The sequence below is a fragment of the Kribbella sp. NPDC054772 genome (assembly GCF_053611945.1).
Genome location: NZ_JBSHBJ010000016.1, coordinates 63325 through 88549, shown reverse-complemented (window position 1 = coordinate 88549; position 25225 = coordinate 63325). Strand labels below are relative to the sequence as shown.

General features: G+C 68.3%; 23 protein-coding genes. 8 read left to right on the top strand and 15 right to left on the bottom strand.

Annotated features, from left to right (window positions below; all coding sequences use genetic code 11):
- Positions 1 to 120: 120 nt before the first annotated feature.
- Both ACWGID_RS24230 and ACWGID_RS24225 read right to left on the bottom strand, forming a co-directional pair.
- Entirely contained in the window at positions 121 to 1719 is a 1599-nt protein-coding gene (locus ACWGID_RS24230) for an ABC transporter permease (RefSeq protein WP_452200078.1), read from the bottom strand.
- Positions 1716 to 2630 (bottom strand): ABC transporter ATP-binding protein, encoded by a 915-nt coding sequence (locus tag ACWGID_RS24225; protein WP_452200076.1) that lies wholly within the window; start codon positions 2628 to 2630, stop codon positions 1716 to 1718. Before ACWGID_RS24225 ends, ACWGID_RS24230 begins: the two co-directional genes overlap by 4 nt.
- 97 nt (positions 2631 to 2727) lie before the next feature.
- Here ACWGID_RS24225 and ACWGID_RS24220 point away from each other — a divergent pair, with 97 nt between their 5' ends.
- Positions 2728 to 3234, top strand: coding sequence for a GbsR/MarR family transcriptional regulator (locus ACWGID_RS24220; RefSeq protein ID WP_452200075.1), 507 nt, complete (start codon positions 2728 to 2730; stop codon positions 3232 to 3234).
- Positions 3235 to 3448: 214 nt separating this feature from the next.
- The gene (locus tag ACWGID_RS24215; protein WP_452200073.1) at positions 3449 to 4381 is read left to right on the top strand and encodes a type IV toxin-antitoxin system AbiEi family antitoxin domain-containing protein; all 933 of its coding nucleotides are present in this window, start codon (positions 3449 to 3451) and stop codon (positions 4379 to 4381) included.
- 298 nt (positions 4382 to 4679) lie between these two features.
- Here ACWGID_RS24215 and ACWGID_RS24210 read toward each other — a convergent pair whose 3' ends face one another.
- Complete coding sequence (locus tag ACWGID_RS24210; protein ID WP_452200071.1) at positions 4680 to 5339, bottom strand: NBR1-Ig-like domain-containing protein; 660 nt, start codon at positions 5337 to 5339, stop codon at positions 4680 to 4682.
- Positions 5340 to 5563: 224 nt separating this feature from the next.
- Here ACWGID_RS24210 and ACWGID_RS24205 point away from each other — a divergent pair, with 224 nt between their 5' ends.
- A complete protein-coding gene (locus ACWGID_RS24205; RefSeq protein WP_452200070.1) occupies positions 5564 to 6040 on the top strand; it encodes a CHAP domain-containing protein in 477 nt (158 codons plus the stop codon).
- A 178-nt stretch (positions 6041 to 6218) separates the two neighbouring features.
- Complete coding sequence (locus ACWGID_RS24200) at positions 6219 to 6914, top strand: CHAP domain-containing protein (RefSeq protein ID WP_452200068.1); 696 nt, start codon at positions 6219 to 6221, stop codon at positions 6912 to 6914.
- 39 nt (positions 6915 to 6953) lie between these two features.
- Here ACWGID_RS24200 and ACWGID_RS24195 read toward each other — a convergent pair whose 3' ends face one another.
- Together ACWGID_RS24195 and ACWGID_RS24190 are read right to left on the bottom strand one after the other, a co-directional pair.
- Positions 6954 to 7676: an alpha/beta fold hydrolase gene (locus ACWGID_RS24195; RefSeq protein ID WP_452200066.1), complete on the bottom strand. Its 723-nt coding sequence runs from the start codon at positions 7674 to 7676 to the stop codon at positions 6954 to 6956.
- 29 nt (positions 7677 to 7705) lie between these two features.
- Positions 7706 to 8755 carry a LacI family DNA-binding transcriptional regulator gene (locus tag ACWGID_RS24190; RefSeq protein ID WP_452200064.1) on the bottom strand — a complete coding sequence of 350 codons (1050 nt, stop codon included), beginning with the start codon at positions 8753 to 8755 and terminating at the stop codon, positions 7706 to 7708.
- Between the two features lie 138 nt (positions 8756 to 8893).
- Between ACWGID_RS24190 and ACWGID_RS24185 the strand changes: the two genes are divergently transcribed.
- The 3 genes from ACWGID_RS24185 to ACWGID_RS24175 are packed head-to-tail and all read left to right on the top strand — an operon-like array spanning position 8894 to position 12005.
- Complete coding sequence (locus tag ACWGID_RS24185) at positions 8894 to 9796, top strand: carbohydrate ABC transporter permease (protein ID WP_452200062.1); 903 nt, start codon at positions 8894 to 8896, stop codon at positions 9794 to 9796.
- A gap of 10 nt (positions 9797 to 9806) precedes the next feature.
- A complete protein-coding gene (locus ACWGID_RS24180; protein WP_452200060.1) occupies positions 9807 to 10691 on the top strand; it encodes a carbohydrate ABC transporter permease in 885 nt (294 codons plus the stop codon).
- Positions 10692 to 10703: 12 nt separating this feature from the next.
- Complete coding sequence (locus ACWGID_RS24175; protein ID WP_452200059.1) at positions 10704 to 12005, top strand: ABC transporter substrate-binding protein; 1302 nt, start codon at positions 10704 to 10706, stop codon at positions 12003 to 12005.
- 3 nt (positions 12006 to 12008) lie between these two features.
- On the opposite strand, the gene egtD is transcribed toward ACWGID_RS24175, so the two are convergent.
- The 9 genes from egtD to ACWGID_RS24130 all read right to left on the bottom strand — a co-directional run bounded on the left by egtD (position 12009) and on the right by ACWGID_RS24130 (position 22570).
- Positions 12009 to 12974 (bottom strand): L-histidine N(alpha)-methyltransferase, encoded by a 966-nt coding sequence (gene egtD / locus ACWGID_RS24170; RefSeq protein ID WP_452200057.1) that lies wholly within the window; start codon positions 12972 to 12974, stop codon positions 12009 to 12011.
- Positions 12971 to 13708, bottom strand: coding sequence for an ergothioneine biosynthesis protein EgtC (egtC, locus tag ACWGID_RS24165; RefSeq protein WP_452200055.1), 738 nt, complete (start codon positions 13706 to 13708; stop codon positions 12971 to 12973). Before egtC ends, egtD begins: the two co-directional genes overlap by 4 nt.
- Positions 13708 to 15060 carry an ergothioneine biosynthesis protein EgtB gene (gene egtB, locus ACWGID_RS24160; protein ID WP_452200053.1) on the bottom strand — a complete coding sequence of 451 codons (1353 nt, stop codon included), beginning with the start codon at positions 15058 to 15060 and terminating at the stop codon, positions 13708 to 13710. Before egtB ends, egtC begins: the two co-directional genes overlap by 1 nt.
- Positions 15057 to 16277: a glutamate-cysteine ligase family protein gene (locus ACWGID_RS24155; RefSeq protein WP_452200052.1), complete on the bottom strand. Its 1221-nt coding sequence runs from the start codon at positions 16275 to 16277 to the stop codon at positions 15057 to 15059. Before ACWGID_RS24155 ends, egtB begins: the two co-directional genes overlap by 4 nt.
- A gap of 163 nt (positions 16278 to 16440) precedes the next feature.
- The gene (locus tag ACWGID_RS24150; RefSeq protein ID WP_452200050.1) at positions 16441 to 19023 is read right to left on the bottom strand and encodes a glycoside hydrolase domain-containing protein; all 2583 of its coding nucleotides are present in this window, start codon (positions 19021 to 19023) and stop codon (positions 16441 to 16443) included.
- 64 nt (positions 19024 to 19087) lie between these two features.
- A complete protein-coding gene (locus ACWGID_RS24145; protein WP_452200049.1) occupies positions 19088 to 19747 on the bottom strand; it encodes a (2Fe-2S)-binding protein in 660 nt (219 codons plus the stop codon).
- Positions 19744 to 20517 (bottom strand): ABC transporter ATP-binding protein, encoded by a 774-nt coding sequence (locus tag ACWGID_RS24140; protein WP_452200047.1) that lies wholly within the window; start codon positions 20515 to 20517, stop codon positions 19744 to 19746. The genes ACWGID_RS24145 and ACWGID_RS24140 overlap by 4 nt, the downstream gene beginning before the upstream one ends.
- Positions 20517 to 21545 carry a FecCD family ABC transporter permease gene (locus ACWGID_RS24135; protein ID WP_452200045.1) on the bottom strand — a complete coding sequence of 343 codons (1029 nt, stop codon included), beginning with the start codon at positions 21543 to 21545 and terminating at the stop codon, positions 20517 to 20519. The genes ACWGID_RS24140 and ACWGID_RS24135 overlap by 1 nt, the downstream gene beginning before the upstream one ends.
- Positions 21542 to 22570 (bottom strand): FecCD family ABC transporter permease, encoded by a 1029-nt coding sequence (locus tag ACWGID_RS24130; protein WP_452200043.1) that lies wholly within the window; start codon positions 22568 to 22570, stop codon positions 21542 to 21544. The genes ACWGID_RS24135 and ACWGID_RS24130 overlap by 4 nt, the downstream gene beginning before the upstream one ends.
- Before the next feature lie 63 nt (positions 22571 to 22633).
- Here ACWGID_RS24130 and ACWGID_RS24125 point away from each other — a divergent pair, with 63 nt between their 5' ends.
- On the top strand, positions 22634 to 23611 hold the full coding sequence (locus ACWGID_RS24125; RefSeq protein ID WP_452200041.1) for an ABC transporter substrate-binding protein: 978 nt from the start codon (positions 22634 to 22636) through the stop codon (positions 23609 to 23611).
- Here the strand turns inward: ACWGID_RS24125 and ACWGID_RS24120 are convergent.
- On the bottom strand, positions 23598 to 25193 hold the full coding sequence (locus ACWGID_RS24120; protein ID WP_452200039.1) for an alpha/beta hydrolase: 1596 nt from the start codon (positions 25191 to 25193) through the stop codon (positions 23598 to 23600). The genes ACWGID_RS24125 and ACWGID_RS24120 overlap by 14 nt on opposite strands.
- Positions 25194 to 25225: the final 32 nt, after the last annotated feature.

Genomic DNA, 25225 nt, shown 5'->3' with positions numbered 1-25225 from the left:
GTGTCCAACAACTCTATCAGCTCCACAAAAACCCCCCCCTCATCGTCACACCCCCCCCCCCCCGGGGGGGGGCCGGGGCGGGGCGGAGGCGCTGGACCCCTCAGACCAGCGCGATCAGGGTCAGCCGATGTCGCGGCGCCGGAACGTCGCGAAGCCGGCAACGGTGAGCGCCGCGGCGATCGCGGTCAGCCAGATGACCGGAGCGGCGGAGAAGTCACCACCGGGCAGCCGAGGCGTGTGGCCGTACGGGCTGAGGTCGATCATCCACTGCGGCAGATTGAAGATCTCCCCGAACTGACCGATCAGCAGGAACACGCCGTAGAGGACCCAGCCCCCGGAGACGAGCTTCGGAGCCATGCCGAACAGGATCACGACCAGCGCGGTCACGAGCCAGATCGCCGGCAGCTGTACGGCGGCCGCCGCGAGCATCCGCGGTACCTGACGACCCATGTTGCCGAGTGACGCACCGCTCGAGACACCCGAACCCAGTCCGGCCACCAGGATGAGCGCAGCCGTACCTAGTAGTGCCATCAGCACGTGACTGGCGAGCCACTGCGCCCGTGAGACACCTGTCGCGAGCAGAGGCTCGGCGCGGAGCGCAGTCTCCTCCGAGCGCAGCCGCAGCGCGGCCTGGATGCCGAACGCCGACGCGAGCAGACCAACCATGCCCATCTCGGTCGCCAGGAACGCGTCGGTGATGCCCTCGACACCACCGAGCTTCTGCACCATCTCCTTGGCGCTCTGGCTGCTGACGAACCCGTCCACGTTGCTGGCGATGTTGCCGACCAGCAGACCGAGCAGCAGGAACGCGAAACCCCAGCCGTACAAGGAGCCTCGGTGCAACCGCCACGCCAGCGCCAGCGGTGACCGCAGCCCCGCCGACGCCCGCGCCGAACCGGGACGTGGACGCACCAGACCGGCACCGACGTCACGCCGACGGATCAGTGCGATCGCGGCAGCAACCATTACGCCGAGGAACGCCAGCGGCACCAGCAGTACGACGAACCGGTCGCCCGCGTACGCACGGACCTGCTGCGACCACCCGACCGGCGACAGCCACGACACCCATTGGGTGCTCCCGTCTGCGGACGAGTCGCCGATTGCCCGCAGTACGTACGCCACGCCCAGCACGACCGCTGTGAGCCCGTTGGCAGCCCGTGCGCTCTCGGTGACCTGTGCAGTCACCGCACCGACGCCTGCGAAGGCCAGACCGGTCGCGGCCCACATCAGTCCAAAGGCGAACGAGCCTGTCGTGTCCAGTCCGCTCCCGATCAGGGCCAGTGCCGTCACCAGGCCGAGCACGATGACAGTCCCCGCCGAGACGATCAGTGCGGCCGCCAGAGCGGCGTACCGACCGAGCACTCCGGCGCTCAGCAACTCCAGACGGCCGTTCTCCTCCTCCGTCCGGGTGTGGCGCACCACGAGGATCCCGGCGAGCAGGCCGACCAGTACCGCACCGAACGCAGTGAGCTTGAACAGCGAGACCTCCCCGAGCGAGGACTCGTCGAAGATCCGGCCGTACAGCGAGACCAGGGCGGGTGACGCGTTCGACGTCTTCGCCGCTTCGGCCAGCGACTTCGGATCGGAGTACAGGCTGATGGACGCCTTGGCCGATCCGGCCGCCGACATCACGAACACGAGGATCCAGACCGGGATCAGGAGCCGGTCCCGGCGCAGCGCGAGCCGCACCAGCGTCCCGGTGCCGACGAAGTCGTTCATCGCACAGCCGCCTCGGGCTCAGCCGGTACGTCGTCCTCGTAGTGCCGCAGGAACAGCTCTTCCAGCGTGGGCGGCTGCGCGACCAGACTCTTGATGCCACTCGCGGACAGCTGCCGCATCACCGCATCGAGCTGTGCGGTGTCCACCTCGCACCGCACCCGGTTGCCTTCGACATCGAGATCGTGAACTCCGGGCAGCTGCGCCAGACCGTTCACCGCACCGGACAGCTCCGCGTGGATCGACGTACGGGTCAGGTGGCGCAGGTCGGACAGTGTGCCCGTCTCGACCACCTTGCCGCGGCGGATGATGCTGACGCGGTCACACAGCGCCTCGACCTCGGAGAGGATGTGGCTGGACAGCAGCACGGTGCGGTCGCGCTGGCGCTCCTCCTCGATGCACTGCCGGAACACTTCCTCCATCAGCGGGTCCAGGCCGGAGGTCGGCTCGTCCAGGATCAGCAGCTCGACGTCCGACGCCAGCGCCGCGACCAGTGCGACCTTCTGGCGGTTGCCCTTGGAGTACGTCCGGCCCTTCTTGGTCGGGTCGAGGTCGAACCGGCGCAGCAGCTCGTCACGCTTCTTCTCGTCCAGCCCACCGCGGAGCCGGCCGAGCAGGTCGATCACCTCGCCACCGGTCAGGTTCGGCCACAGGTTCACGTCACCCGGCACGTAGGCCAGCCGCCGGTGCAGCTTGGCCGCGTCGTGCCACGGGTCACCGCCGAGCAGCGAGACATCACCGGCGTCACCGCGCAGCAGTCCGAGCAGGACGCGGATGGTGGTGGACTTCCCGGCACCGTTCGGGCCGAGAAAGCCATGCACCTCACCGGTCGCGACGTCGAGGTCGAGGCCGTCGAGGGCGTGCGTACTTCCGTACGACTTGTGCAGTCCAGAGACCACGATGGCTGATGTCATGATTCATAACGTACACTTCATTCAGAAGATTGTGAATCTTGCTAACACGTTTCTCACCTGTCAGGTAACCGAGCGACCCAGAGGGGATGATGGGGCGGTGAGTGCACATCGAGACGACGACGCCGTGAAGCGGTACACCGAGCAGTTCGGCAACCTGCTCGCCGACACCGGCTGGCCGCGGATGGCGGGCCGGACGTTCGCCGCGATCCTGTCGAGCGTGTCGGGCCGGATGACCGCCGCCGAACTCTCCGAGCAGCTGCAAGCCAGCCCCGCCGCCGTCTCCGGCGCGGTCAACTACCTGCTCCAGCTGCGCCTCGCGACCCGCGAACGCGAGCCCGGCAGCCGCCGCGATGTGTACGTCGTCCAGGACGACGCCTGGTACCAGACGATGATGACCGAGGACGCGTCCCTCGGCCGCTGGTCCGAATCCCTCCGCAAGGTCCTTGACGCCTCCGGCGAAGGCACCGACGCCCACCGCCGGATCCGCGTCTCCCTCGGCTTCATCGACTTCATCAACGAAGAGGTCAAAGGCCTCAGCGAACGCTGGATCAAACGCAAAGCCGAACTCGACGCCGAAATAGACGCAGAGCTCAACGCCGGCTGACCGAGCGCCCGGTCGCGCGCGGGACACCAGCGGCGTACTGCGGCGCACACGGGATCAGCGGCGTACCGCGGGGGCCTTGGACAGGATCTCGTGGGGGGACACAGGTTATTTCCTGTTCAACGCCACCGTAGGCAGGCGTCAGCCCCGGGTTCTGGCTGTCCACAGGTGGAAATTCATCCGTCGGCGAGCTTCGCGACGACTGCATCTTGTCGGTATGAATCCGAAGTTGAGCGTGCTCGCCGGCGCCCGCGGCGGCTGGTTCTGCCGTGCGGACGCGACCGAGTCCGGATACAGCGACAGTGAGCTTCGGCGAAGACTGCGGTCCGGGCAGTGGTCGCGGCTGTCCCGCGACGTGTACGTCGAGGACGCGCCGCGGCCCGATGGAGAGGAGCCTTGGGAGAGGGCCAGACGACTACATCTAATGAAGACCCGCGCCGTGATCGGGAGGATGGGGCCTGGGGTGATCGTCAGCCATCAGTCCGCCGTCCTGCTGCACGGGCTGCCGAGCTGGGGGCTCGATCTCGCGAAGGTGCACGTGACCAAGGCGAGCGGCCGAACGCGATCCGATGCCGTCGCCGCGGTGCACCGCTCGCACTTCTCCCCAGGCGAGATCACCGTGGTGAACGGCATCCCGGTCACCAGTGCCGCCCGCGCAATCGCCGAGACAGCCTGCGCCTCGTCGTACGAAGTCGGCGTCGTACTGGGAGACGCGGCGCTGCACCAGAAGCTGGTGACGGTCGACGCACTCACGACAACCGCCGACCGGCACGAGTGCTGGCGTGGTTCCCCGGCCGCGCGAGCTGCGGCGCGATTCGCCAACGGCCTCAGTGAATCGGTCGGCGAGTCACGGCTCCGGGTCCTGATGGCGAACCAGGGTCTACCGACGCCGGAGCTGCAGGTCGAGATCCGTGACCACCAAGGCCGATTCGTCGCCCGAGTCGACTTCCTGGTGGCACCCCGTGGTGTAGTCGAGTTCGACGGAGCAGCGAAGTACGGCGACAACTCGGACGCCATCGTCGCCGAGAAGTGGCGCGAGGACCGCCTCCGCGCCTGCGGATATCACGTCGCCCGCGTGAGCTGGGCCGACCTAGACCAACCCCACACGACCGCCAACCGCATCCGCAACTGCGGCAGGAATTGGGGCTGAGCCCAGGCAGCAGGTGGCTTGAACAGGTTATTTCGGGTGGTGTGGCACCGGTTCCTGTTCACGGCCCCGGGACCAGGCAGGGGCGGATGCTCCGGAGGGCGGAGCGCGGGCGACTGGAGCGCGGGCGCGCGGAGCGGAGGCGGTGCGGGGCCGCAGCGGCGCCGGCGCGGGGTTGCGGCAGCGCGGAAGGTCGTGCGGGGCGTAGTTGCGGCAAGAACTGGGGGTGAGCCCAACGGGCGGGGGGCTTGAACAGGTTATTTCGGGTGCTGTGGCACCGGTTCCTGTTCACGGCCCCGGGTTAGGGCTCGTAGATGGTGAAGATGGTGCAGTAGAGCGGGGGTGACTCCAGGCCGGGGTAGTACAAGCGGCCGGCTTCGTCGGTGATTTTGAAGTAGGCGGTGGAGGCGCCTACTTGGGACGGGGACTGCAGGGTCATCGCGACCGTGACGATCTCGCCGGGTTCGGCGTCGGGGACGCGTTCGCGGGCCGGAGAGCGGAGCCAGCCGGGGGTGCCGGCGGCGCCTTGGCGGGTGAGCCAGCGGTCGTGCCAGGAGGCGTCGCCGCTGTTGCGGAGTACCCAGGTCTTCTCGAAGGTCTCGTCGCGGCGTACCTGCATGCCGTCCGGGACCGTCTCGCCGACCAGCTCGGCGCGGTCGTCGGGGTGGTGGTCGATCGGTACGGATCCGCCGAGCAGGACCGGTTGGACGTGCCGGCGGAAGTCGCGCTGGGACATGTCGCGGCCGGCGCGGACGGCGGCGTCGAGTTCCATCAGCTGGTTGACCAGCGCCTGGTTCGCGCCGAACGAGTCGTCGTACCACTCGATGAGTTCGCGGCTGGGCTTGGTGTGGCCGCGTTCGACGCGGGACAGGTGGCCCTTGTCCCAGCCGGAGTCGGTGGCGGCGCGGGTCAACGGCACCCCGGCGGCCTCGCGCAGCTCGCGCATGCGAGCTCCGATCACGTACCGAGCCTGGGCTGGCCGCACGGCGCACTCTCCGCTCTCGCCGTCACTTATCTACACAAACTACCAAATATCCGTGATTCGGTTCCGTTGCCCACTGCGACAATCCAGTCACGCTCTGATTGTCTGCACAAAGTAGCTGATTCTCCAAGAGAACAGGCCCTGACCATCGCAGTTCAGAGCGAAAGGCAACCATCATGAGGTCCCTCCTTTCCCGTTCGTTCATGCGTCTGACCGCCACCGCCGCCCTGGGCGTACTGGCTCTCGGAGGCGCCGCCCTCCCCGCTACGACCGCAGCAGCCGCACCGGCAGAGACAGCGCCGGCGGCAACGAGCACCGCATCGACCTTCAGCCCACAGTCCCGCGCCGATGACGCGATCGCCTGGTTCTCCTCCCGCAACGGGTCCACGGCGTACCAGGGGTACTGCGAGAAGGCCGTCGAGAACGCGTACGGCACGACCGGCGTGTACGCGTCCGCCATCGCCAACTGGAACGACGCAGTGAACCGTGGCGCCGCGCACAAGGGTGACCTGAACCCGCCGAAGGGCGCACTGGTGTTCTGGAACATCAGCGCCTACGGACACGTCGGCGTGGCCACCGGTGACGGCAACTTCTGGGCCACCAGCGTCAACAGCGCGATCGGCAAGCAGAAGCTGCCGTACTTCAACAACTACCTCGGCTGGGCGCAGCCGAACTTCTGACCGGCCCGACGGCGGCGCCCGACCGCCCCGCGGGCGCCGCCACCAGCCGCCACCAGCCACCACCGCCACTCAGCCACCCCGGCTGCCCCACCAGTGGCTCACCACCTTGTTGCCCACTGCGACAACACCGTCACGGTTTGGTTCCCTGCGAGTACAACTTCACGAAAGGGAACACACCATGCGTACCGCCCTCATGCGCATCACCGCCCGTGTTGCCGTCACCACCCTGCTCGCCGGCGCCACCGCCTTCGGCACCGGCACCCTCACCGCCAGTGCCGCCACCGGCACCGTCGTCACCGACAGCGGAACCGGCGTCGCCATCCGCTCCGGGAACGCGACCAGCTTCGGCACGGTCGGCACCCAACCCAACGGCACCGTAGAGATCGACTGTCAGATCTACGGCGAGCCCGTCACCGGCAAGTACGGCCGCAGCCTCGTCTGGGACCACATCCCCGGCAAGGGCTTCATCACCGACTCCTACGTCAACACCGGCAGCAGCGGCCTGATCGCACCGCTCTGCACCAGCAACCCCCGCGCCGACAAGGCCATCGCCTGGTACGCCGCCCGCAACGGCTCGACCGCCTTCCAGGGGTACTGCGAGATGGCCGCGGAGAACTCGTACGGAAAGACCGCGATCTGGGCCTCCGCCAAGGCCGACTGGAACGATGCCGTGGCCCGCGGCGTGGCACACCGCGGTGATCTGAATCCGCCGAAAGGCGCGCTGGTCTTCTGGGACCTCGCCGCACCGTACGGGCACGTCGGGGTTGCCCGTGGTGACGGGTACTTCTGGGCCACCAGTGTGAACGGGAAGATCGGGCTCGCGAAGCTGCCGTACTTCAACAGCTACCTCGGCTGGGCCTGGCCGAACTTCTGACCTTCCCGAACACGAGCACCCGGACGCGCGTTCCGCCCCTCACGCGTCCGGGTGCTCGACCCTGTCCAGCCAGTCCGCGACCAGCGAGCGGTACGCCGCGACTCCGGGCCCGGGCAGGAAGTGATCCTCCTGATCCAGTACGGCGAACGTCGCGCGCGGGTAGTCGTCGAGGATCGCCCACGCGTCGGCGTACCCGGCGATCACATCCTGGCGGCCGGTCACGATCAGCGTCGGTCGCTCGAAGCGGATCGACGGATCCTCACGCAGCCCGTAGCTGGAGACGTTGCCCTGGATCCGGCCGAGGAACGCGAGGTCGGCAAGCGCTTCGGCCCTGTCGTAGAACAAATGCTGGCGATCGCGCTCCGCCGATGGATCGAGGTGTTCGTCGGTCGGGAGGGTGCGCCGGGAGCGGTCGATGACGATACCCGGTGCCCTGAGCAACAATCCGAGAACGCGCGCGGGGTCGCGCTTGACGAGGCCGCGGGCGTGCAGGGCGCCGGCCGACGTACCGGCGAGGGCGAAGGGCTCGGCACCGATCACCGACGTGATCAGGTCGGCGATCGCGGAGACCATGCCGTCCTGGTCGGTGATCGACGGGACGGCCGGCGACTTGCCGGTGCCGGGCGGGTCGACGTAGATCCGGCGCCAGCCTGAACGGTGCTCGAAGATCGGTTCGTGGACGGCGCGGCCCTCGCCGCCGTCGCCACCCCAGCTGGGCAGGAAGAAGAGCGGCCGGCCTTCGCCCACGGATTCGTAGTGCACGCCCCGACCCTAACCAGCGGCGCGCGAGCTCACCGAGCCTTTCTCTTGGCAGCAGAATCCGGCGGCCGCTCTCCCGAACCGCGCTCGATCAGCGCGCAGGGAAGCACGATCCGCTGCGGCGGCCGGGTGTCAGCACCGGACGCTCGGGCGAGAAGCAACCGCGCCGCGCTGCGTCCGAGTTCGGCGATGTCGGAGGCAACGACCGTGACCGGTGTCGGCAGCATGTCGGCGAGCCGGAAGTCGTCGAACCCGACCACCGCGGGCTCACGACCGAGCTCACCGAGGGCCCGCAGTACACCCTCGGTCAGGAAGTTCGTCGACGCGAAGATCGCGGTCGGCGGATCGGGGCGCAGCATCGCCTCACGGGTCGCCTTCTCGGCGGCTTCAGCGTTGCCCTCGGGCAGCTGGATCACCAGCGACTCGTCGACGTCGATCCCCGCGGCCCGGTGCGCCCGCCGGTACCCGCGCAGCCGGCGGCCGGTCGTGTAGTACGACGGGGCGAGCAGGATCGCGATCCGTTCGTGCCCCTGCGCCAGCAGGTGCTCGGTCGCGAGCCGGCCACCGCCCTCGTTGTCGACCATCGCGATGTCGGCGTCGATCCCGGTCGCGGGCCGGTCGAGGAACACCACCGGGATGCCGGCGCCCTCGAGGAACGAGTGGTCGCCCTGGTCCGGGACGATCATCAGCCCGGCGACCTGCCGGCTCACCAGTTCCTGGATCGCCCGCTTCTCCCCTTCGGGATCCTCGTCGACGGATCCGAGTACGACGGCGTACCCGGACTGCCCGGCGACTTCGAGCGCGGCCTTGGCGATACTCGCGTAGAACGGGTTGGTCAGGTCACCCAGAACGAGTGCGAGACTGGTCGACTTCTTGCCCGGACGGAGCGCGCGAGCGACCTCGTTGCGCTGGAAACCGAGCTCGTCGATCGCCGCCCGGACGCGTTGCGCGGTCTCGTCACGGACGCCGTGGCCACCGTTCACCACACGCGACACCGTGCCGAGGCCGACGCCGGCCCGCCGGGCAACGTCGATCATCGTCGGCCGGATGATCTCCGGCTTGCTTGGAAACGTTTCGGACACGGGGTTGACTTCCTTTTCACGACACGGCATCGTCACCCAACAGTAAAACGTTGGAAACGTTACCGTCCAGGAGGCCGGATGAGTAGTTCTCCTCTAGGCGGATCCACCACCAGAAAGCGCACCCGCGTCCGTGGTGGGATGAGCCGCAACGCCGGCTCCGACGTGAAGGCGGCGTACCTGTTCATCGCGCCCGCGATGATCGGATTCCTCGCCTTCGTGGGTTATCCGCTGATCCGATCGTTCTATCTCGCGCTGACGAAGTACAACGGGTTGACCGACCCGGTCTTCGTTGGTCTCGGCAACTTTCGCCGGCTGTTCACGACCGACCCGGCGTTCTGGCCGGCGATCCGGGCGACGGGCTACCTGGTGTTGCTGTACGTCCCGTTGTCGCTGATCATCGGGCTCGCACTGGCGATGTTCTGCAACCAGCGCTTCGCCGGGGTCCGGGTGGTCCGGACGCTGGCGTACCTGCCGGTGGTGCTGCCGGCGGTCGCGACGATCACGTTGTGGAAGTTCATCCTCGACCCCCAGGTCGGACTGATGAACACGATCCTCGACCGGCTCGGACTGCCGACCAGCCTGTGGCTGCAGAGTCCGAAGATGGCGATGCCCGCAGTGGTTCTGGTGATGCTGTGGGGCGTCGGCGGCACGATGATCATCTTCCTGGCCGCGCTGCAGTCGGTGCCGACCGAGTTGTACGAGGCCGCCAAGGTGGACGGTGCCGGTCCGTGGTCGGTGTTCTTCCGGATCACGCTGCCGATGATCAGCCCGATCATGTTGCTGCAGGTGATCCTGCAGACCACGGCCGCACTGCAGACGTTCAACCAGCCGAAGATCCTCACCGGCGGTGGCCCTGGGTTCAGCACCAACGTGCTGATGCTGGGGATCTACAACAACGGTTTCCCGACCCTGGGCAAGATCCCGCAGCTCGGGTACGCCTCGGCGCAGGTGTGGGTGCTGTTCGTGATCATCATCGCCGTGATCGCCCTGACCGCGAAGTTCTCCTCACTCTGGACGTACAGTGACAGCACTTCCGACTGAAGCTCCCCCGGTGACGCCCACGGCCACTCCGGCCGTCCCGCCACCGAAGAAGAACCCGCGAGTCGTCGGTACGACGACGTGGTACGTCGTCGCGCTGTTCATCTGCGCGGTGATGGTCGTCCCGCTGCTGTGGATGATCACGATCGGGCTGAAGAGCCGGACCGCCGTGTTCGACATCCCGCCGAAGCTGCTGCCGCACGAGTGGACGTGGAGCAACTTCATCGACGGGCCGAAGGCGATCCACTTCCCGAAGCTGTTCCTGAACTCGATGATCATCACCGCGCTCAGCGTGCTCGGCGGGGTGATGACGGCGATGATGGCCGGCTACGCGCTGGCCCGATTGCGGTTCCCCGGGCGGAAGGTGTGGTTCTACCTGTTCGTCGGCAGCATGCTGCTCCCGGGTGTGGTCGGGCTGATCCCGCTGTTCCAGATGTACAAGAGCATCGGCTGGTACGACACCTGGCTGCCGCTGATCGTGCCGGCCTTCCTCGGCGGGAACCCGCTGTTCATCTTCCTGGCCCGGCAGTACTTCCTGGCCATCCCGTACTCGATCGACGAGGCCGCCAAGATCGACGGTGCCGGGCACCTGCGGATCTTCACGCAGGTGATGCTGCCGCTGACCCGGCCGGCCTGGCTGACGATGGCGATCCTCGCGTTCCAGGCGTCCTGGAACGACTACCTGAACCCGCTGGTCTACCTGTACTCGTCCGGCAAGTGGCCGTTGTCGGTGGGTATGGCGGCGTTCGTCTCCCCGTTCGCCGGGAAGACGCCGGACTGGAGCTACTACATGGCCACCAACCTGCTGTACATGCTGCCGCCGCTGATCATCTTCTTCGCCGCGCAGCGCTACTTCATCCAGGGCCTCGGCGCTCTCGGCAGCACGAACCAGAAATAGAGGAGATTCCTTGTGAAGAGGACATTGGGTGTCACCGCGCTGGCGTGCGCGGGGTTGCTGGCGGCGACGGCGTGCGGCGGCGGCTCGGACTCCGGCGGCTCGAGCGGCGGGCCGGTCACCGTCACGGTGATGACGTGGGAGTCGGCGGAGACCAACGCCGCGATCAAGAAGGCGCTGGCGGACTTCAAGGACGACAACATCACGGTCCAGCTGCTCGACTCCCCGAGCGGTCAGTACGGCGACAAGCTCGCCTCGCTGACCCAGGCGAAGAAGCTCCCGGACCTGTTCTGGTGCGGTAACGACACCGAGCAGCAGTACACGTCGCAGGGTCTGCTCGTCGACTGGGCGGACAAGATCAAGGAGGGCGACGGCGACTTCAAGGCCGACAAGTTCGTCCCGTCCGCGATCGAGAACTGGAAGACCGCCGACGGCCAGATGGGCGGCCTCCCGTCACTGATGAACACGTACGGCGTCTGGTACAACGCCGACGCGTTCACCGCCGCGGGCATCCCGCTGCCGAAGGCCGGCTGGTCGTGGGACGACATGTACTCGGCCGCCGCGAAACTCGCCAACAAGAACGGGGCGAAATACGGCCTGGTCGCGGACCAGCTGACGTCGGCCGACGGTCCGTTCACGATGAGCCTGTACTCCACCTCGGCGGGCGGCGCACCGTTCACCGACAACGTGAACCACCCGACCAAGGCCGAGGCGGACGACAAGTACAAGGAGGGTGTGGAGAAGTTGGTCGCGGCGATCAAGAACGGCTCCGTCGCACCGCCCGGGTACGACGCCGCGAACGTGCAGTCGCTGTTCGCGGCCGGCAAGGTGCCGATGACGTTCGGCGGGCAGTGGCTGGCCGCCGGGTTCCAGACCGACAAGCCGAAGATCAAGTACGGGTTCGCGCCGTTCCCGCAGGTGCAGACGGCGACCACGCTGTACGACTCGGTCGGCATCTGCACGCCGCAGTACACCAAGGACCAGGACGCGACGTTCAAGGTGCTGTCGTACATCAACACCAAGGTGTGGGACGCCGTCCTGCCGGCATCCCCCGTCGCGCCGCCGGCGTACACCCCGGCGCAGGCGAGCTACTTCGACGCGCTCACCAAGGCTCAGCAGCCGACCGTCGTCGACACGGTGAAGGCCGACCTGGGTGCGGAGAAGACGGTCGGGGTTCGCTTCACGACTCAGTGGGCCCAGCAGGTGGGTGACCTGACCACGGCCAACTACCAGCCGATCCTGAGTGGCAAGAAGCCGGTCAGCGAACTCCCGACGTACGTCGACAAGATCAACGGATTGATCAAGCAGGGTGGGTAATTTCTAGACTGCTTCCCACAGTGACAGGGCGAAGCGGGCTTCAGTGTCGGTCCACCATGCGGCCGACGTGAAGCCCGCTTTGCTGAGTTCGGCTTCTACTCCGGGGCGGTGGAACTTGGCGGAGATCTCGGTGCTGATCTCCTCCCCCGCCTCGAATCCGACCTCCAGGTGGATCTCCGGGATCAGCACCCGCATCGCCCGGGTGGCGCGCAGGTGCATCTCGATCCACTCGTTGTCCGCGTCCCAGACCGCGACGTGCTCGAACGCGTCCACGTCGAAGTCCGCGCCGAGCTGCCGGTTGATCACCCGGAGCACGTTCTTGTCGAACTCGGCGGTCACGCCGGCCGCGTCGTCGTACGCCGCGACCAGCGTCGCGGGATCCTTCACGAGATCGGTGCCGAGCAGCAGAAACTCGCCGGACTCGAGGACGTCGCGGATCGCGGTGTAGAACGCCTCCCGCTCGGCCGGGATCAGGTTGCCGATCGTGCCGCCGAGGAACGCGACCACCCGCGGCGGATCACCCGGCAACTTGTCCAGGTGCGCGGTGAAGTCACCGACGACACCGTGGACGTCGAGCTTCGGGTAGTCGGTGTTGATGGCGTCGGCCGCCTCGCGCAGCGCGGACTCCGAGACGTCCAACGGCACGAACGACGTCAACGTGCCGTGGTCGCGCAGCCCGTCGAGCAGCAGCCGGGTCTTCTCCGACGACCCCGAACCGAGCTCGACCAGCGTGTGCGCGTTGGTGATCGCCGCGATCTCACCGGCCCGGGCCAGCAGGATCTCCCGCTCGGCCCGCGTCGGGTAGTACTCCGGCAGCCGCGTGATCTCCTCGAACAGCTCGCTCCCCCGCGCGTCGTAGAACCACTTCGGCGGCAACCACTTCGGCGTCGCCGTCAGCCCCGCCCGAACGTCCTCCCGCAGCGCCTTAGCCGCGTAGTCCGGAGTCAGATGTACGTCGATGAGGGTCACGCTGGTCCTTCCATCGGGGTGATGTGGAGGGTGGTGGCGGTGGCCACGAGCAGGGAACGATCGGGTACTTCGGTCCAGTCGCCGCTCGATGGTTCGGAGGCGGCCGTGATGGAGTCGTCGGTCCGGCGGACGTGCAGCGAGTGGGTCCAGGTGGTCGCGATCAGTTGCTCGCCGTCGGTCAGCAGGACGTTGAGGCGCGAGCCCGGTGCGGCGGCCTCGACGTCTCGCACCACCGACGCGACCGCGTCCTGTGCGGAATGGGTGGCGAAACGGGCGGTGATGAGGGCGAACAGGAGGGCCGAGTCGACCGGGGCGTCGAGTTGGAGCAGGTCGGCGACGGGGAGCTGTTCGGCGAGTTTGACGGTCGAGTCGGGCCAGCCGGTGATGCGGCCGTTGTGGCTGAACGCCCAGTTGCCACGCGTGAACGGCGCGACCGCCGCCTCGGTGTGCGGCATCCGGTCGGTCCCGTTACGCACCGCGGCGACGACCGCGCTGGAACGAATCGAGCCGGCCAAGCCGGGCAGGTTGTCATCCGTCCAGATCGGAACGTTGCGCCGGTACCTCACGAGCTGGTGGTCGACGTACCAGGCGAGGCCGTAGGCGTCGGCGTTGACTGTGCCGCCGCCGCGCATGTCGGTGGGGGCCCAGCTTTGCTCGTAGAGGGAGTGGTCCGGTTCGAGCACCAGGGCGGCGAGGGTGACCGGAGGACCTAGGTACGCCAGGTGGCGGCACATCAGGACTGCAGCTCCTCGGGGCGGGGGTCGCGGGCGCAGCGGAAGCCGGCGAAGATCTGCCGGCGGATCGGGTAGTCCCAGTTCCGGAAGGTGCCGCGGGCAACGACCTCGTCGGTGCCGAAGGAGCCGCCGCGGAGGATCTTGTAGTCCGGCCCGAAGAACACCAGTGAGTACTCGTCGTACGGCCACGCGCGGAACCCGGGGTACGGCGTGAAGTCGCTCGACGTCCACTCCCAGAGGTCGCCGATCAACTGCTCCACGCCCAGCGGCGACGCCCCCGCCGGGTACGCCCCGACCGGCGCCGGGCGCAGGTGCCGCTGCCCGAGGTTCGCGTGTTGCGGACCCGGCGACTCGTCACCCCACGGGAACCGCCGCGTCCGCCCCGAGGCCGGGTCGAACCGCGCCGCGAACTCCCACTCCGCCTCGGTCGGCAGCCGCTTGCCGGCCCACTTCGCGTACGCCTCGGCCTCGTAGAAGCAGACGTGCATCACCGGCTCGTCCAGCGGCAACCGCTCCTGGTGACCGAACCGCAACCGCCACCACTCGCCGTCGACGGTCGACCAGAACCGTGGCGCGACCAACGATGCCTTCTGAACGTGCGCCCATCCGGCCTCGGACCACCACTGCGGATCGTCGTACCCACCCGAGAGCACGAAGCTCAGGTAGTCCCCGTTCGTCACCGGCACCGTGTCGATCACGTACGCCGCGACGTGGACGGCGTGCGCCGGTCGCTCGTTGTCCAGCGCCCACGGCTCGATCGACGTACCCATCTCGAACACACCGCCCGGCACGAACACCTCGGCCGACGGCACCGCGCGACCCGGAGGCGGCGGAGGCGCGTCCAGCACGGGCGCACCGGCCCGCAACTGGTGGGTCGCCAGCATCGTCTCGTCGTGCTGCTGCTCGTGCTGCGCGATCATGCCGAACGCGAACGCGTTGTCCACCAGCTCACGCCCGGCCCCGGATTTCACAGGACCGAACTTCACATGATCGAGTACGTCGAGAACCTTGTCCCGCACCTCGGTCACATACGCGCGGGTCTCCCCCGGCCCGAGCAGCGGCAGCGACGGCCGGTCCGCGCGCGCGTGCTGGAAGGCGTCGTACAACTCGTCGATGTCTTGCCGCAGCGGCTCGCGGCCGCCGACGTCGCGGACCAGCCAGAGCTCCTCCTGGTTGCCGACGTGCGCGTAGTCCCAGACGAGTGGTGACATCAGCTTCGAGTGCTGCTTGACCAGGTCGTCGGTGTCGACCGCGTCGGTCAGCTGAACGGTCCGCGCCCGGGACCGCTCGAGCTGCTCCGCGACAAACGTACGCAAGCCCTCCGGCGAGAGTTCGGAGAGTTGGTGATTCATGAGGCTCGCCTTCCTTGGGTGTTGTCGACGATGCGCTGCAGCCGGGTCGCGACCGCAGCGACGAGTTCGGAGTCCGCACCGGTCCGGTCCAGCAGCTCGGTCCCCAGGGCCACCACGTCGCGGGCGGCCCGCAGTACCAAGGTGTCCTTCAGCCCTTCGCGGGCCGCGGGGAACCAGCGCCCGGCGGCCGGCTCGGCCGCGGCCAGCACCCGGTCGAGCGGACTGGACATCAGTGCGGTGAGCAGCAGGGTCGGGGCGATCCACCCGTCCCCCGGCTGCGCGTCGAGGTAGCGCACCTCGAGGTATCCGCGCGGTCGCACCGGCGGGAAGAGCGTGGACAGGTGGTACTCCAGGTCGTCGTACGTCGGTCTGTCGCCGGGCAGCTGTCCGTCCGCCCAGGCGCCGAAGGTCAGTCCGACGGGCGCGTTCCAGCTGTCGCCCCGGCGCAGGCACAGCACCGGCGCCTCCATCGCCATCCGGGCCCAGGCCGCGGCCGGGTCGCCGTCGAGCGGCGGCGGCTCGGTGAACGGGGCGCAGGTCCCGAAGGTCGCCTCGGTCCGCGCCGACGCCCAGCCGGTGTCCGAACCGGCGCGGCGGCGGGAGTTCGCGAACAGGCCGACCAGGGTGGGGCCGAGATCGTGCAGGGCCCGCCAGCGCAGCGCGGTCTGGTCGGCCTCGCCGGCGTCGAGGCAGACCTGCAGGCCGGCGGTGCTGCACATCATCCGTGGTCCGTGTGGTCCGACGCGCTGGAAGGCGTGTTCCATGGCCGCGTAGCGCGGGACGGTGAGGATGCGGCGGGGTGCGCGGAAGGGGTCCAGGCCGTAGGCCCCCGGGACCAGGTCCGCGTCGAGAAGAAGAGCGGTGAGCTCGGCGGCATCGGCGGCGGTGTCGTCGATCAGCCGGGGGACCGAGTCCGATGCCGGGAGAGAGATCTCGACCTGGCCACCCGGCTCAACGGTGACCAGGGCGCCCCGGCCCAGTGGCAGCTGCGGACTGCCTCTCACCAGGGTCGCCGGGGCGTGCACGCCCAGGGCTTTGCTCAGTCGGCCGGCGTCGAGGGGCCGGTGCGGATCCTCCGCGTGATGCACGGTCCATTCGAGTTCGACGCCGTACAGCCGGGGTGGACCGTGCTTGAAACAGACCATCGCGACGTACCCCTCCGCCTCGGCGCGGGAGCCGATCGGAGTCGTCGCCGGAGAACCACCGGGCGAGGTCACGTCAGCGAACCTAGCTCCGGGTCGGGGACTGGACAACCGACCAGGAAATTACCGGTCGGTGACGCCTGGGCAGCGGGTCGACTCATGCCCGCCATGTTCCCCGGCGCCACCGACAGATTCCGGCCGGATCAGGACATCTACGGTTGGTTCCGCTGTGAGCGAACTACTGGTGCCCGTACGCCTCGATCTCGTCCAGGAACATCCCGGTGTTGCGGTCGTTCGTGCGCAACTTGTCGAACGTCACGCGCACCCACCGCGCGGACACCGGCGCGAAACCGACGTCGTACCAGATGTTCGACGAACCGTTCACGGAACTCTGTTGCGCCCGCTGGGTGAAGTTCGTTCCGTCCGTACTGGTCGAGACCGTGACTTGATCTGGCCGGTAGTCCGGATACTCCTCGTAGGCGTGCACGCGGACCTTGGCGACCGGCTTGGCCCGGCCGAGGTCGACGGTGACCACCGGCTGCACGCTGTCGCCGACGTTCAGCAGTTCGTACCCGAAGCTCTTCCCGTCACCCCAGTCGTCGCCGAGCACACCGTCGGTCGCCTCGGTCTTCGCGGCGTCCGGGAACCGCGCGGACGGCTCGGTCCGCTCGTATGCCTTCCCGCCCGCGATGTTCGGCTGCACCAGATGACTCCCCGCCACCTCGAAGTCGCGGAGCTGGTACGGCGTCGCGCCGCCACCGGAGCTGGTGGCCTCGACCCGGATGTACCTCGCCTTCGCGTTCAACCCGACGAAGTCGTCCGCACCGTCACCGGTCCCCTGACCCGCCTCGGCCCACTTGGCGCCGTCGTACGAGATCAGGACGCGGTACTTGTTCGCGTAGGTGCTCCCCCAGCGCAGCCGTACGCCGTCCACCTGCGCCTGCCGACCCAGATCGACCTGCACCCAGTTGGTACCTGTACCGCTCGCCGGCTGCCACGCGGTGGAGCTGTTGTGGTCCACTGCCTTCGCAGCGTCGCCACTGGACGCCGAAGCGGTGCGCACCAGGTTGTTCGGGGCCACGGGCAGCCCAGCAGCTGCGTCCAGTGCGATCGCACGGATCCGCTGCATGTAGTTCACGTCCGGCGAGTACTTGTCGCTTCGCTGCACCAGACTGGTCGCCAGGTCGTGTGCGAGACCCGGATTGGTCTTGCCGAGGTGGTTGAGGACCTCCCAGTCCTCCATGCCGTCCCGCAGCGATTCGTACCGCGGTGATGCCTCGACGGTGTTGTGCGCAGCGTCCGGTCTGACGATGTAGCCGTCGCCCTTCACGTCCTGGTTGTCCATCTTGTACTGCCAGTTGCCGTACGCCCAGTGCAGATACCCGGTGGCGCCGCGCCCGTACGCGAGCCACATCGTCTGCCGCTGACTCCACTCCGGCTGGTCGATGAACCTGTTCAGGTGATTGCCGACCGGGATGTTGCAGTTGTAGAACCACAGCGGCTTGCCCTTGGCCCGCTCGGCGTCGAACGGCGCCGGGTTCAAGGTGTAGGTGAACAGGTTCGGGATCACGATGTCCTCGGACTGCGCCACGCGCGCGGCCAGGTCGTTCACCACCGCGTCACCGATCTTGACGTCCGGCCAGTACTGCCGCAGCTTGTTCGCGACACCGAACCAGCCCGGGTCACCACCGGCCCCCGGCTCGTCGCCGACATGCATCCAGAACATGCTCAGCCAGCCCTTGTCGGCCAGGTGCTGCCGCAGCGCCGGATAGAACTGCTTGTACCAGTTCTCCGCCTCAGGCGTGTCCCACCAGACGTAGTCCGGCACCTGCTTGCCTGTCTCCTTCGGTGTCACCTCGACCAGGTACCGCGGGTACTGGCTGTTGTGGTCCTTGTTCTGCGGACCGGCGCCGGTGAAACCCTCGAGACGGTTCACCACGCCCTTGTCGACGAACCGCTGCACGACCTCGTCGAAGCGGCTGAAGCTGAACGTATAGTTGCCGTCCGCATCGACCTTGCTGCCGCCGTCGGTGAGCAGGTTCAGCAACGGCAGCTGCAGGTTGTTCTGCCGGTACTTCTTCATGGTGTCGGCCCAGTTGTCGATCAGCTGCCACCAGCGCGGTGAGTACCGGTCGTGCCCGTAGAACAGCTTCACGGTGTCGCCGTCGCCCGGGTCGTACGACGTCAGGCCGAGGAAGTTGGTCCACATCACGTTCGTGAACTGACTCTGGTTCGCCGGCGGGATCACCACGTTGCGTGCGTTCACGGTGATCGGGACGTTCAGGTTCCCGTTCGTCGTACGGACCGTGGCGCGGCCGCGGTAGACGCCGCCCTTCGCCGTCGCCGGGACGTGCACCCGAACCCACAGCGACTGCGTCTGATTCGCCGGTACGTCGATACTCGGCTGGTTCAGCAACCGGTCCGGGAAGTCGCCCGGCGCGGTCCGCGTGGTCGGGTACACCGCCTGGTTCCCGCCGAACACCGAGTTGTGGTTCAGGTACTCGTACCCGACCGGGTTGTAGCTCAGCTCGCTCACCGGGATCGCGTCGCCCGGCCCGGTCAGCGGGCTGAAGTCGACCGTCTTCACGGTGAACGCAGCCGGCCCGCGGAGCACGATCTGCGCCGCCTCGTAGTCGTTCTTGGCGGTATCGAGCCGGATCTCGTCACGGGCGTCCGCCGACCGCCCGCTGTCCTTGAAGACCGAGCTGTACGACGTCTCGGTCCACATGCCCGGTGTCGCGCCGGCTGCTCGCGCCACAGGCGCCAGTCCGGCCGTCGTCACCATCAGTCCACTCGCCACCACTACTCGTGTCCAGCGCATGCCGACCAGCCTTCGCGGCTCGACAGGACCCGGCAATCCTTTCGGCGCAGCCCGGATAGACCAATCAGCGGAAACGCGGGCAGGTGGTGCAGGCCGTCACCTTCGGCAGCACGTAGAAGTAGCAGCACGACGTCCGGAGCTTCTGCTCCAGAGAGACACCGAACGCGGCCGCAGCCTGTTCCGCGTACGGCGCTTCCTCGGGCAATCGGATCGCCGCTCGCACTTCGTCGTCGACGGCACCGAAGCGCTGCAACGACCCGAGCTTCACACCGGGCTGGTAGCTGTCCAGGAACGCGGTGGTGTGGGCCTTCAGCTGTTGAGCCGCTGTGTCCAGCGGCACGACCGCATCGGACAGCAACGCGACGTCGGTCGGGTAGTGCGCCGTCGGGTGCCGCTTGAACGCCAACGCGGACGGGGAAACGTCGGGCGACATCCCAGTGGCCGCAGTGGTGACAGCCGCGACCAATGCGGGGACCTGGACGTACCACATGAGCGTGAACATCGCCGCGACGTGGACAGGCGCCGCAATGTCGTAGTCCCGCGCGTAATCCGCTGCCGCGGCAGTGCGCCACCCGAGAGTCGGATCGCCGCCCGCCTGCTGTTCCGCGAGCAGGTCCGCGCAGGACACCCAGTCCGGTCCGGGCACCGCAGGCGCCGTACGCACGGACATCCAGCTGACCGAGTCGGCCAGCACGTCCGCCAGACGGCTCACGGTGTACGTCACCCAGTCAGCCTACGGTCAGGTACGACGACCGGCGCCCCGCCGACTTCCACGACGGTCGCCTTCAACCCGAAGACGTCGGCCAGCAGATCAGCCGTCAGTACGTCGACCGGACGGCCCGCTGCTGCGATCTTCCCGTCCCCCATGACCACCAGGTGATCGGCGTACTGCGCCGCCAGCGTCAGGTCGTGCAGCACTGCCACCACAGTCCGCCCGGTGACCGCGGCCGCGTGGACCACGTTCATCACATCCACCGCGTGCGCCAGGTCCAGGTACGTCGTCGGCTCGTCGAGCAGCAGGTGCTGAGTCCCCTGGGCCAGCACCATCGCGATCCACACCCGCTGGCGCTGACCACCGGACAGCTGGTCGACAGGTCGCTCACGAAGCTCTGTCAGCTCAACGGCCTTCAGCGCCTCCTCGATCGCCGCGTCGTCGTCAGACGTCAGCCGCCCGAACAGACCGCGATGCGGATGGCGTCCCCGCGACACCAGCTCCGCCGCAGTGATCCCTTCCGGTGTTACCGGTCCTTGCGGCAGCACACCGAGCTTCCGGGCCAGCTCACGTGCCGGCAGCTGGTGGATGTCCTTGCCGTCCAACAGCACCTGCCCACTCCGTGGCGTCAGCAGTCTGCTCATCCCCCGGAGCAGCGTGGACTTGCCGGACCCGTTAGGACCGACGATCGCCGTCAGCTGACCGGACGGCACCTCCAGCGTCAGCCCTTCGACGACAGGTACATCGGCGTCGTACGCGAGGGTCAGGTTCTCGATGTGCACTAGCGTCCCTTCTGCTGACGACCGATGAGGTGAAGCAGGTACGGCGCTCCGCACGCGGCCGTGACGACACCAACAGGGAACTCGTACGGACCGACCTGCGCCCACTGCAACCCGTTCCGAGCCAGAAGGTCAGCCAGTACGACGAACAGCGCGCCGAGCATCGCAGTGGTCAGCAAGGGCGGCCGCTCCATCCGCGTCAACCGCTGTGCGATCTGTGGGGCCACCAACGCGACGAACGCGATCGGACCGGCGCCTGCGGTCGCCAGGGCAGCCAGCACAGTCGCGATCACCAGCAGCGCCAGCCGGATCCGAGCGACGGGGACGCCAAGGGACGACGCCACGTCGTCGCCGAGCACCAGCGCGGAAAGGTCCCGGTTGAACATCATTGCGACCGGCAACAACAGCACGACCGCTATCAGCACCGGGACCGCATCGCTCCAGGCCCGGGCGTTCAGCGAACCGGCCAGCCAGGCAGCCGCCCGGCCCGCGTCGTTCACGTCGCCGACCACCAGCAGCCAGGCGACCAGCGAGTTGGCGGCGGCCGCGATCCCGACGCCGATCAGCACCACCTTGCCCGCGTCGACCACACCACGCTGGATCGACAGCACCCCGACGATCAGCGTCGCGATCAGCCCGCCGAGCACCGCGGCCAGCGGGATCCCGACCTTCGCCGCGACTCCGGAGATGTTGCCGCCGCCGCTGCCCGCGAGCACGATCACCGCGACGGCACCCGCGGACGCACCCGAGTTCACGCCGACGATGTCCGGACTGGCGAGCGGATTGCGCGACAGTGTCTGCAACAGCGCACCAGACACTGCGAACGCGATGCCGACCAGCAGACCGGTGGCAACCCGCGGCAGGCGCAGCTCGAGGACGACCAGCCGGGTACCGCGACGGCCACCACCGAGCAGTACTTCGACCACGTCCGCGATCGGGAGTTTCGTCGTACCGACGCTCAGGGAGACGATGGCGACGACGAGCGCGAGGGCGGCGAAGACGATGCTGAGGACAACGGTCCGCGATCTCACAGGGCCACCGCCCGGCGACGTACGACGAGCACGAACAGAGGAGCACCGACGATCCCGAGGACCACACCGGCCTGGACCTCGCCAGCGCCACCGACCAGTCGGCCGACGAGGTCCGCGAGCACCAAGCTGGTGGCGCCGATAACGCCGGCGGCCGGGATCAGCCAAGTGTTGCGGGCCCCGAAGATGCGCCGCGCGACGTGACCGGACAGCAGCCCTAGAAACCCGATCGGACCGCACGCGGCGACACCGGCCGCGGTGAGCAGGCCGATCGCCCCGAGGCCGACCAGTCGCGCGCGGCGGACCGACAGACCGAGTCCGGCCGCCACGTCGTCGCCGAGGGCAAGCATGTCGAGATCCCGCGCGTTGACCGCGGCCAGCAACAGCCCGACCAGCGCGAACGGCAGCACCTGCCCGGCCACGTCGAACCCACGGCCCGCCACCGAACCGACCGCCCAGAAGCGATAGCTGTCCAACGTATCCGCGTCCAGCAGCACGATCGACGACGTCAACGCACCCAGCAACGCAGCCACCGCGGCGCCGGTCAACGCCAGCCCGACCGGCGACGCCCCACTCCCCCGCGAGGCCAACTGCTGTACGGCGAACGTCGCGATCAACGCGCCGACCAGCGCGACCCAGACCGTCGACGCAACCGACTCGACCAGCCCGAGCTGCAGCCCGAGGACGACGGCGAACGCAGCACCGGAGCTCACCCCGAAGATGCCGGGCTCGGCCAGCGCGTTCCGGGTGTGCCCCTGCATCAACGTGCCGGCGATCCCGAGACACAGACCGATGAGCAGGGCAACGACCGTCCGCGGGAAGCGCAGGTTGCGGATGATCACGTCCGGGTCGGACCCGGTGTTCGCGGTCAGCGCGTGCCACAAGGCGCCCGGGCCGAGCCAGCGCGAACCGAACGCGAGGCTGGCCGCGAACGCCAGCACGGCAACGACGACGAGGGCGAGCAGCCAGGAGGTACGTCGTACCGCACGACTCGCAGTGCGCGGTGCCGACGGGGCGGCGGAGGACATATGGTTAGGTTTGCCTTACTTCGTGAGGACCTGAGTCACCTTAACCTGTGCCTGGAGACACCTGTGCGCTTGCCCCGCATCACCGCCCTGCTCGCTGCCGCCGCGCTCGCGCTGACCGCCTGTGGATCGTCGGACTCCGGCGACTCGAAGGCCGCCGCCGACTCGACCGCGGGCTTCCCGCGCACCGTCGAGCACGCCATGGGCAAGACCGAGATCAAGACCAAACCGAAGCGGGTGGTCGCGCTCGACGCCAGCTTCGTGGACGCGACGCTGATCCTGGACACCCCGGTCGTCGGCTACACCGACTACCGCAGCATCAACGGGAAGCTGCCGGAGTACCTCGGCGAGGACGCGACCAGGTACGGCTCCGAGGCGCAGGCCGTCGGCACGCTGGCCGAACCGAACCTGGAGAAGATCGCCGAGCTGAACCCGGACCTGATCGTGACCGCGAAGGTCCGGCACGAGAAGCTCTACGACCAGCTGTCCGCGATCGCGCCGACGATCATGTCCGAGACCACCGGGGCGACCTGGAAGGACAACATCCGGATGGAGGCGAAGGCGCTCGGCGAGGAAGACCTCGCGGAGAAGGAGATCACGTCGTACGAGAAGTCGGCCAAGACCGTCGGTGACGCGATCAACGCCAAGGCCAACAACCCGACGATCTCGGTGGTCCGGTTCGTCGACGGGCCGACCCGGCTCTACCAGAACGCGAGCTTCTCCGGGATCGTGCTGAAGGACGCCGGCCTGAAGCGGCCGAAGCCCCAGGACGTGAACGACTTCGCGCTGGAGATCAGCCCGGAACGCATCAAGGACGCCGACGGCGACGCGATCTTCGTCACCCAGTACGCCGACGAGAAGGGGCTGAGCGCGAAGACGGCGGCCCAGTTCAAGGCCAACCCGCTGTGGAAGCCGCTCGCCGCCAAGGTCCACGAGGTCCCCGACCTCACCTGGATGACCGCGGTCGGGCTCCAGGGCGCGTGGGCGATCCTGACCGACCTCGCCAAGACCTTCGACGTCGCGGCACCCGTCAAGGGCGCTTAGCTAGGGTGCCGGTATGACGGCGCTCACTCGATGGCATGTCGGTCCGTGGACGACGCGCGGGACCCGCCCCGGCGAGGAGTTCGTGCCGGGGCGGAAGCGGACGCCCGACGAGCTGAACTTCGACATCGTGGGGTTGTCGCGGATCGTCGGGCGGCGGCAGTCGTTGCCCGAGGAGATGCTGATGCGGCGCTGCCAGGGCGCGTTGCGTCCGACGGATCCGCGACTGTGCGGTGTGCAGACCTTGGATGCCGAGCTGGCCGCCGAGCTCGGCGAGGTTGCCGAGCAGGCCTTCAGCTGGCTCACCACGCGAGCTCCCGCGGGGTACCGCTTCGTGCGGACGGACGCCGTCGAGTTGATCCCTTCCCTCGACCTCGAGGCTGAGGTCGTGGCCGTCGAAACGGTGCTCGAGCTCGCCGGCACGCACTTGCCCGCCGGTCGTCTGGCCACGGCTCATGTACGACGGTCCGCGGCCGGCGACTGGTACGCCGGGGACGCGGTGTGCAACTGGTCCGGTCCCCACGAGAACGCCGACGCGGCAGTCGCCGCGGTCCAACAGGCTCGCGCCGCGCTGATCGAACAGCTCCGAGCAGCCGGCCGAGGAAACCTCGCCGGAACGGCCGACCGCTGGCCGGCCGTTGCGGTGGAATCCAGCTTGGGGTGATGGGCCGGGGGGCAGGTAGGGGGGGTGTGTTGGCGCCGGGGCGGCGGCCAGGTGTTTCTGGAGGAAGCTGAGCTCGGCCTCGACGACCTGGGCGTGCGCCGCCAGGAACGGGGCGTAGTGGTTGCCGGGGACCTGAAGGACCGTGGCCTTCGGCGTGGTGGCGGCTGCCTTCAGCGTGGGTGCTGCCAACGCTGACTGATCGTCCGCGCAGACGACGTACAGGATCGGGCAGCGGGCGTCGGCGGCGTACTTGGTGGGGCGGTAGAACACGGCCGGCAGGACCGACCGCGCGGCGATCGCCTGCTGCCAGTCGGGGTACCGGTTGTCCGGGTTGAGGGTCGCGTCGCTCAGCTGGGCGTCCGGCGTGTTGAGCAGCGCGACGGTCCCGGGCGGCCCGGCGAGATCCACCAACCGCGGCGGACGACCGAACAGCCCACCGACTGTGTCGAGCAACGCGCGACCGAACAACCTGAGCGCCGACCACGGCGTCTGATAGCGGGACGCGTTGCGCGCGACCACCGGCCCGTCGACGTTCGCGGACTGTGCGATCGCCGCCGCCAGACCGAGATCCTCGGCGGCCAACTGCACGACGTACCCGCCGGCCAGCGAGAACGCCCAGATGGCGACCCGCTCCACCTCCGGAAGTGTCTTCGCGTAGGCGATCGCCGCCCGCCAGTCGGCGAGCTGATCCGTCACCCGGGCGACCTGCCGGGGCTGACCTTCACTCTCGCCGAAGTGCCGATGGTCGAACGCCAGCACACTGAACCCCGCCGCGGCGAACTGCTCCGCGAACCGGTCCGTCCCCGGCTCCTTCGTAACTCCGAAGCCGCCGGTCATCACCACGCACCCACCGTTGGTTCCCGGGTAGTGCCAGGCGGCGCACGCGACGCCCGCACTCGGGAAGCTCACCTTCTCACGCATACCTGAAGTGAACCACGTGGTTCGCAAACTGT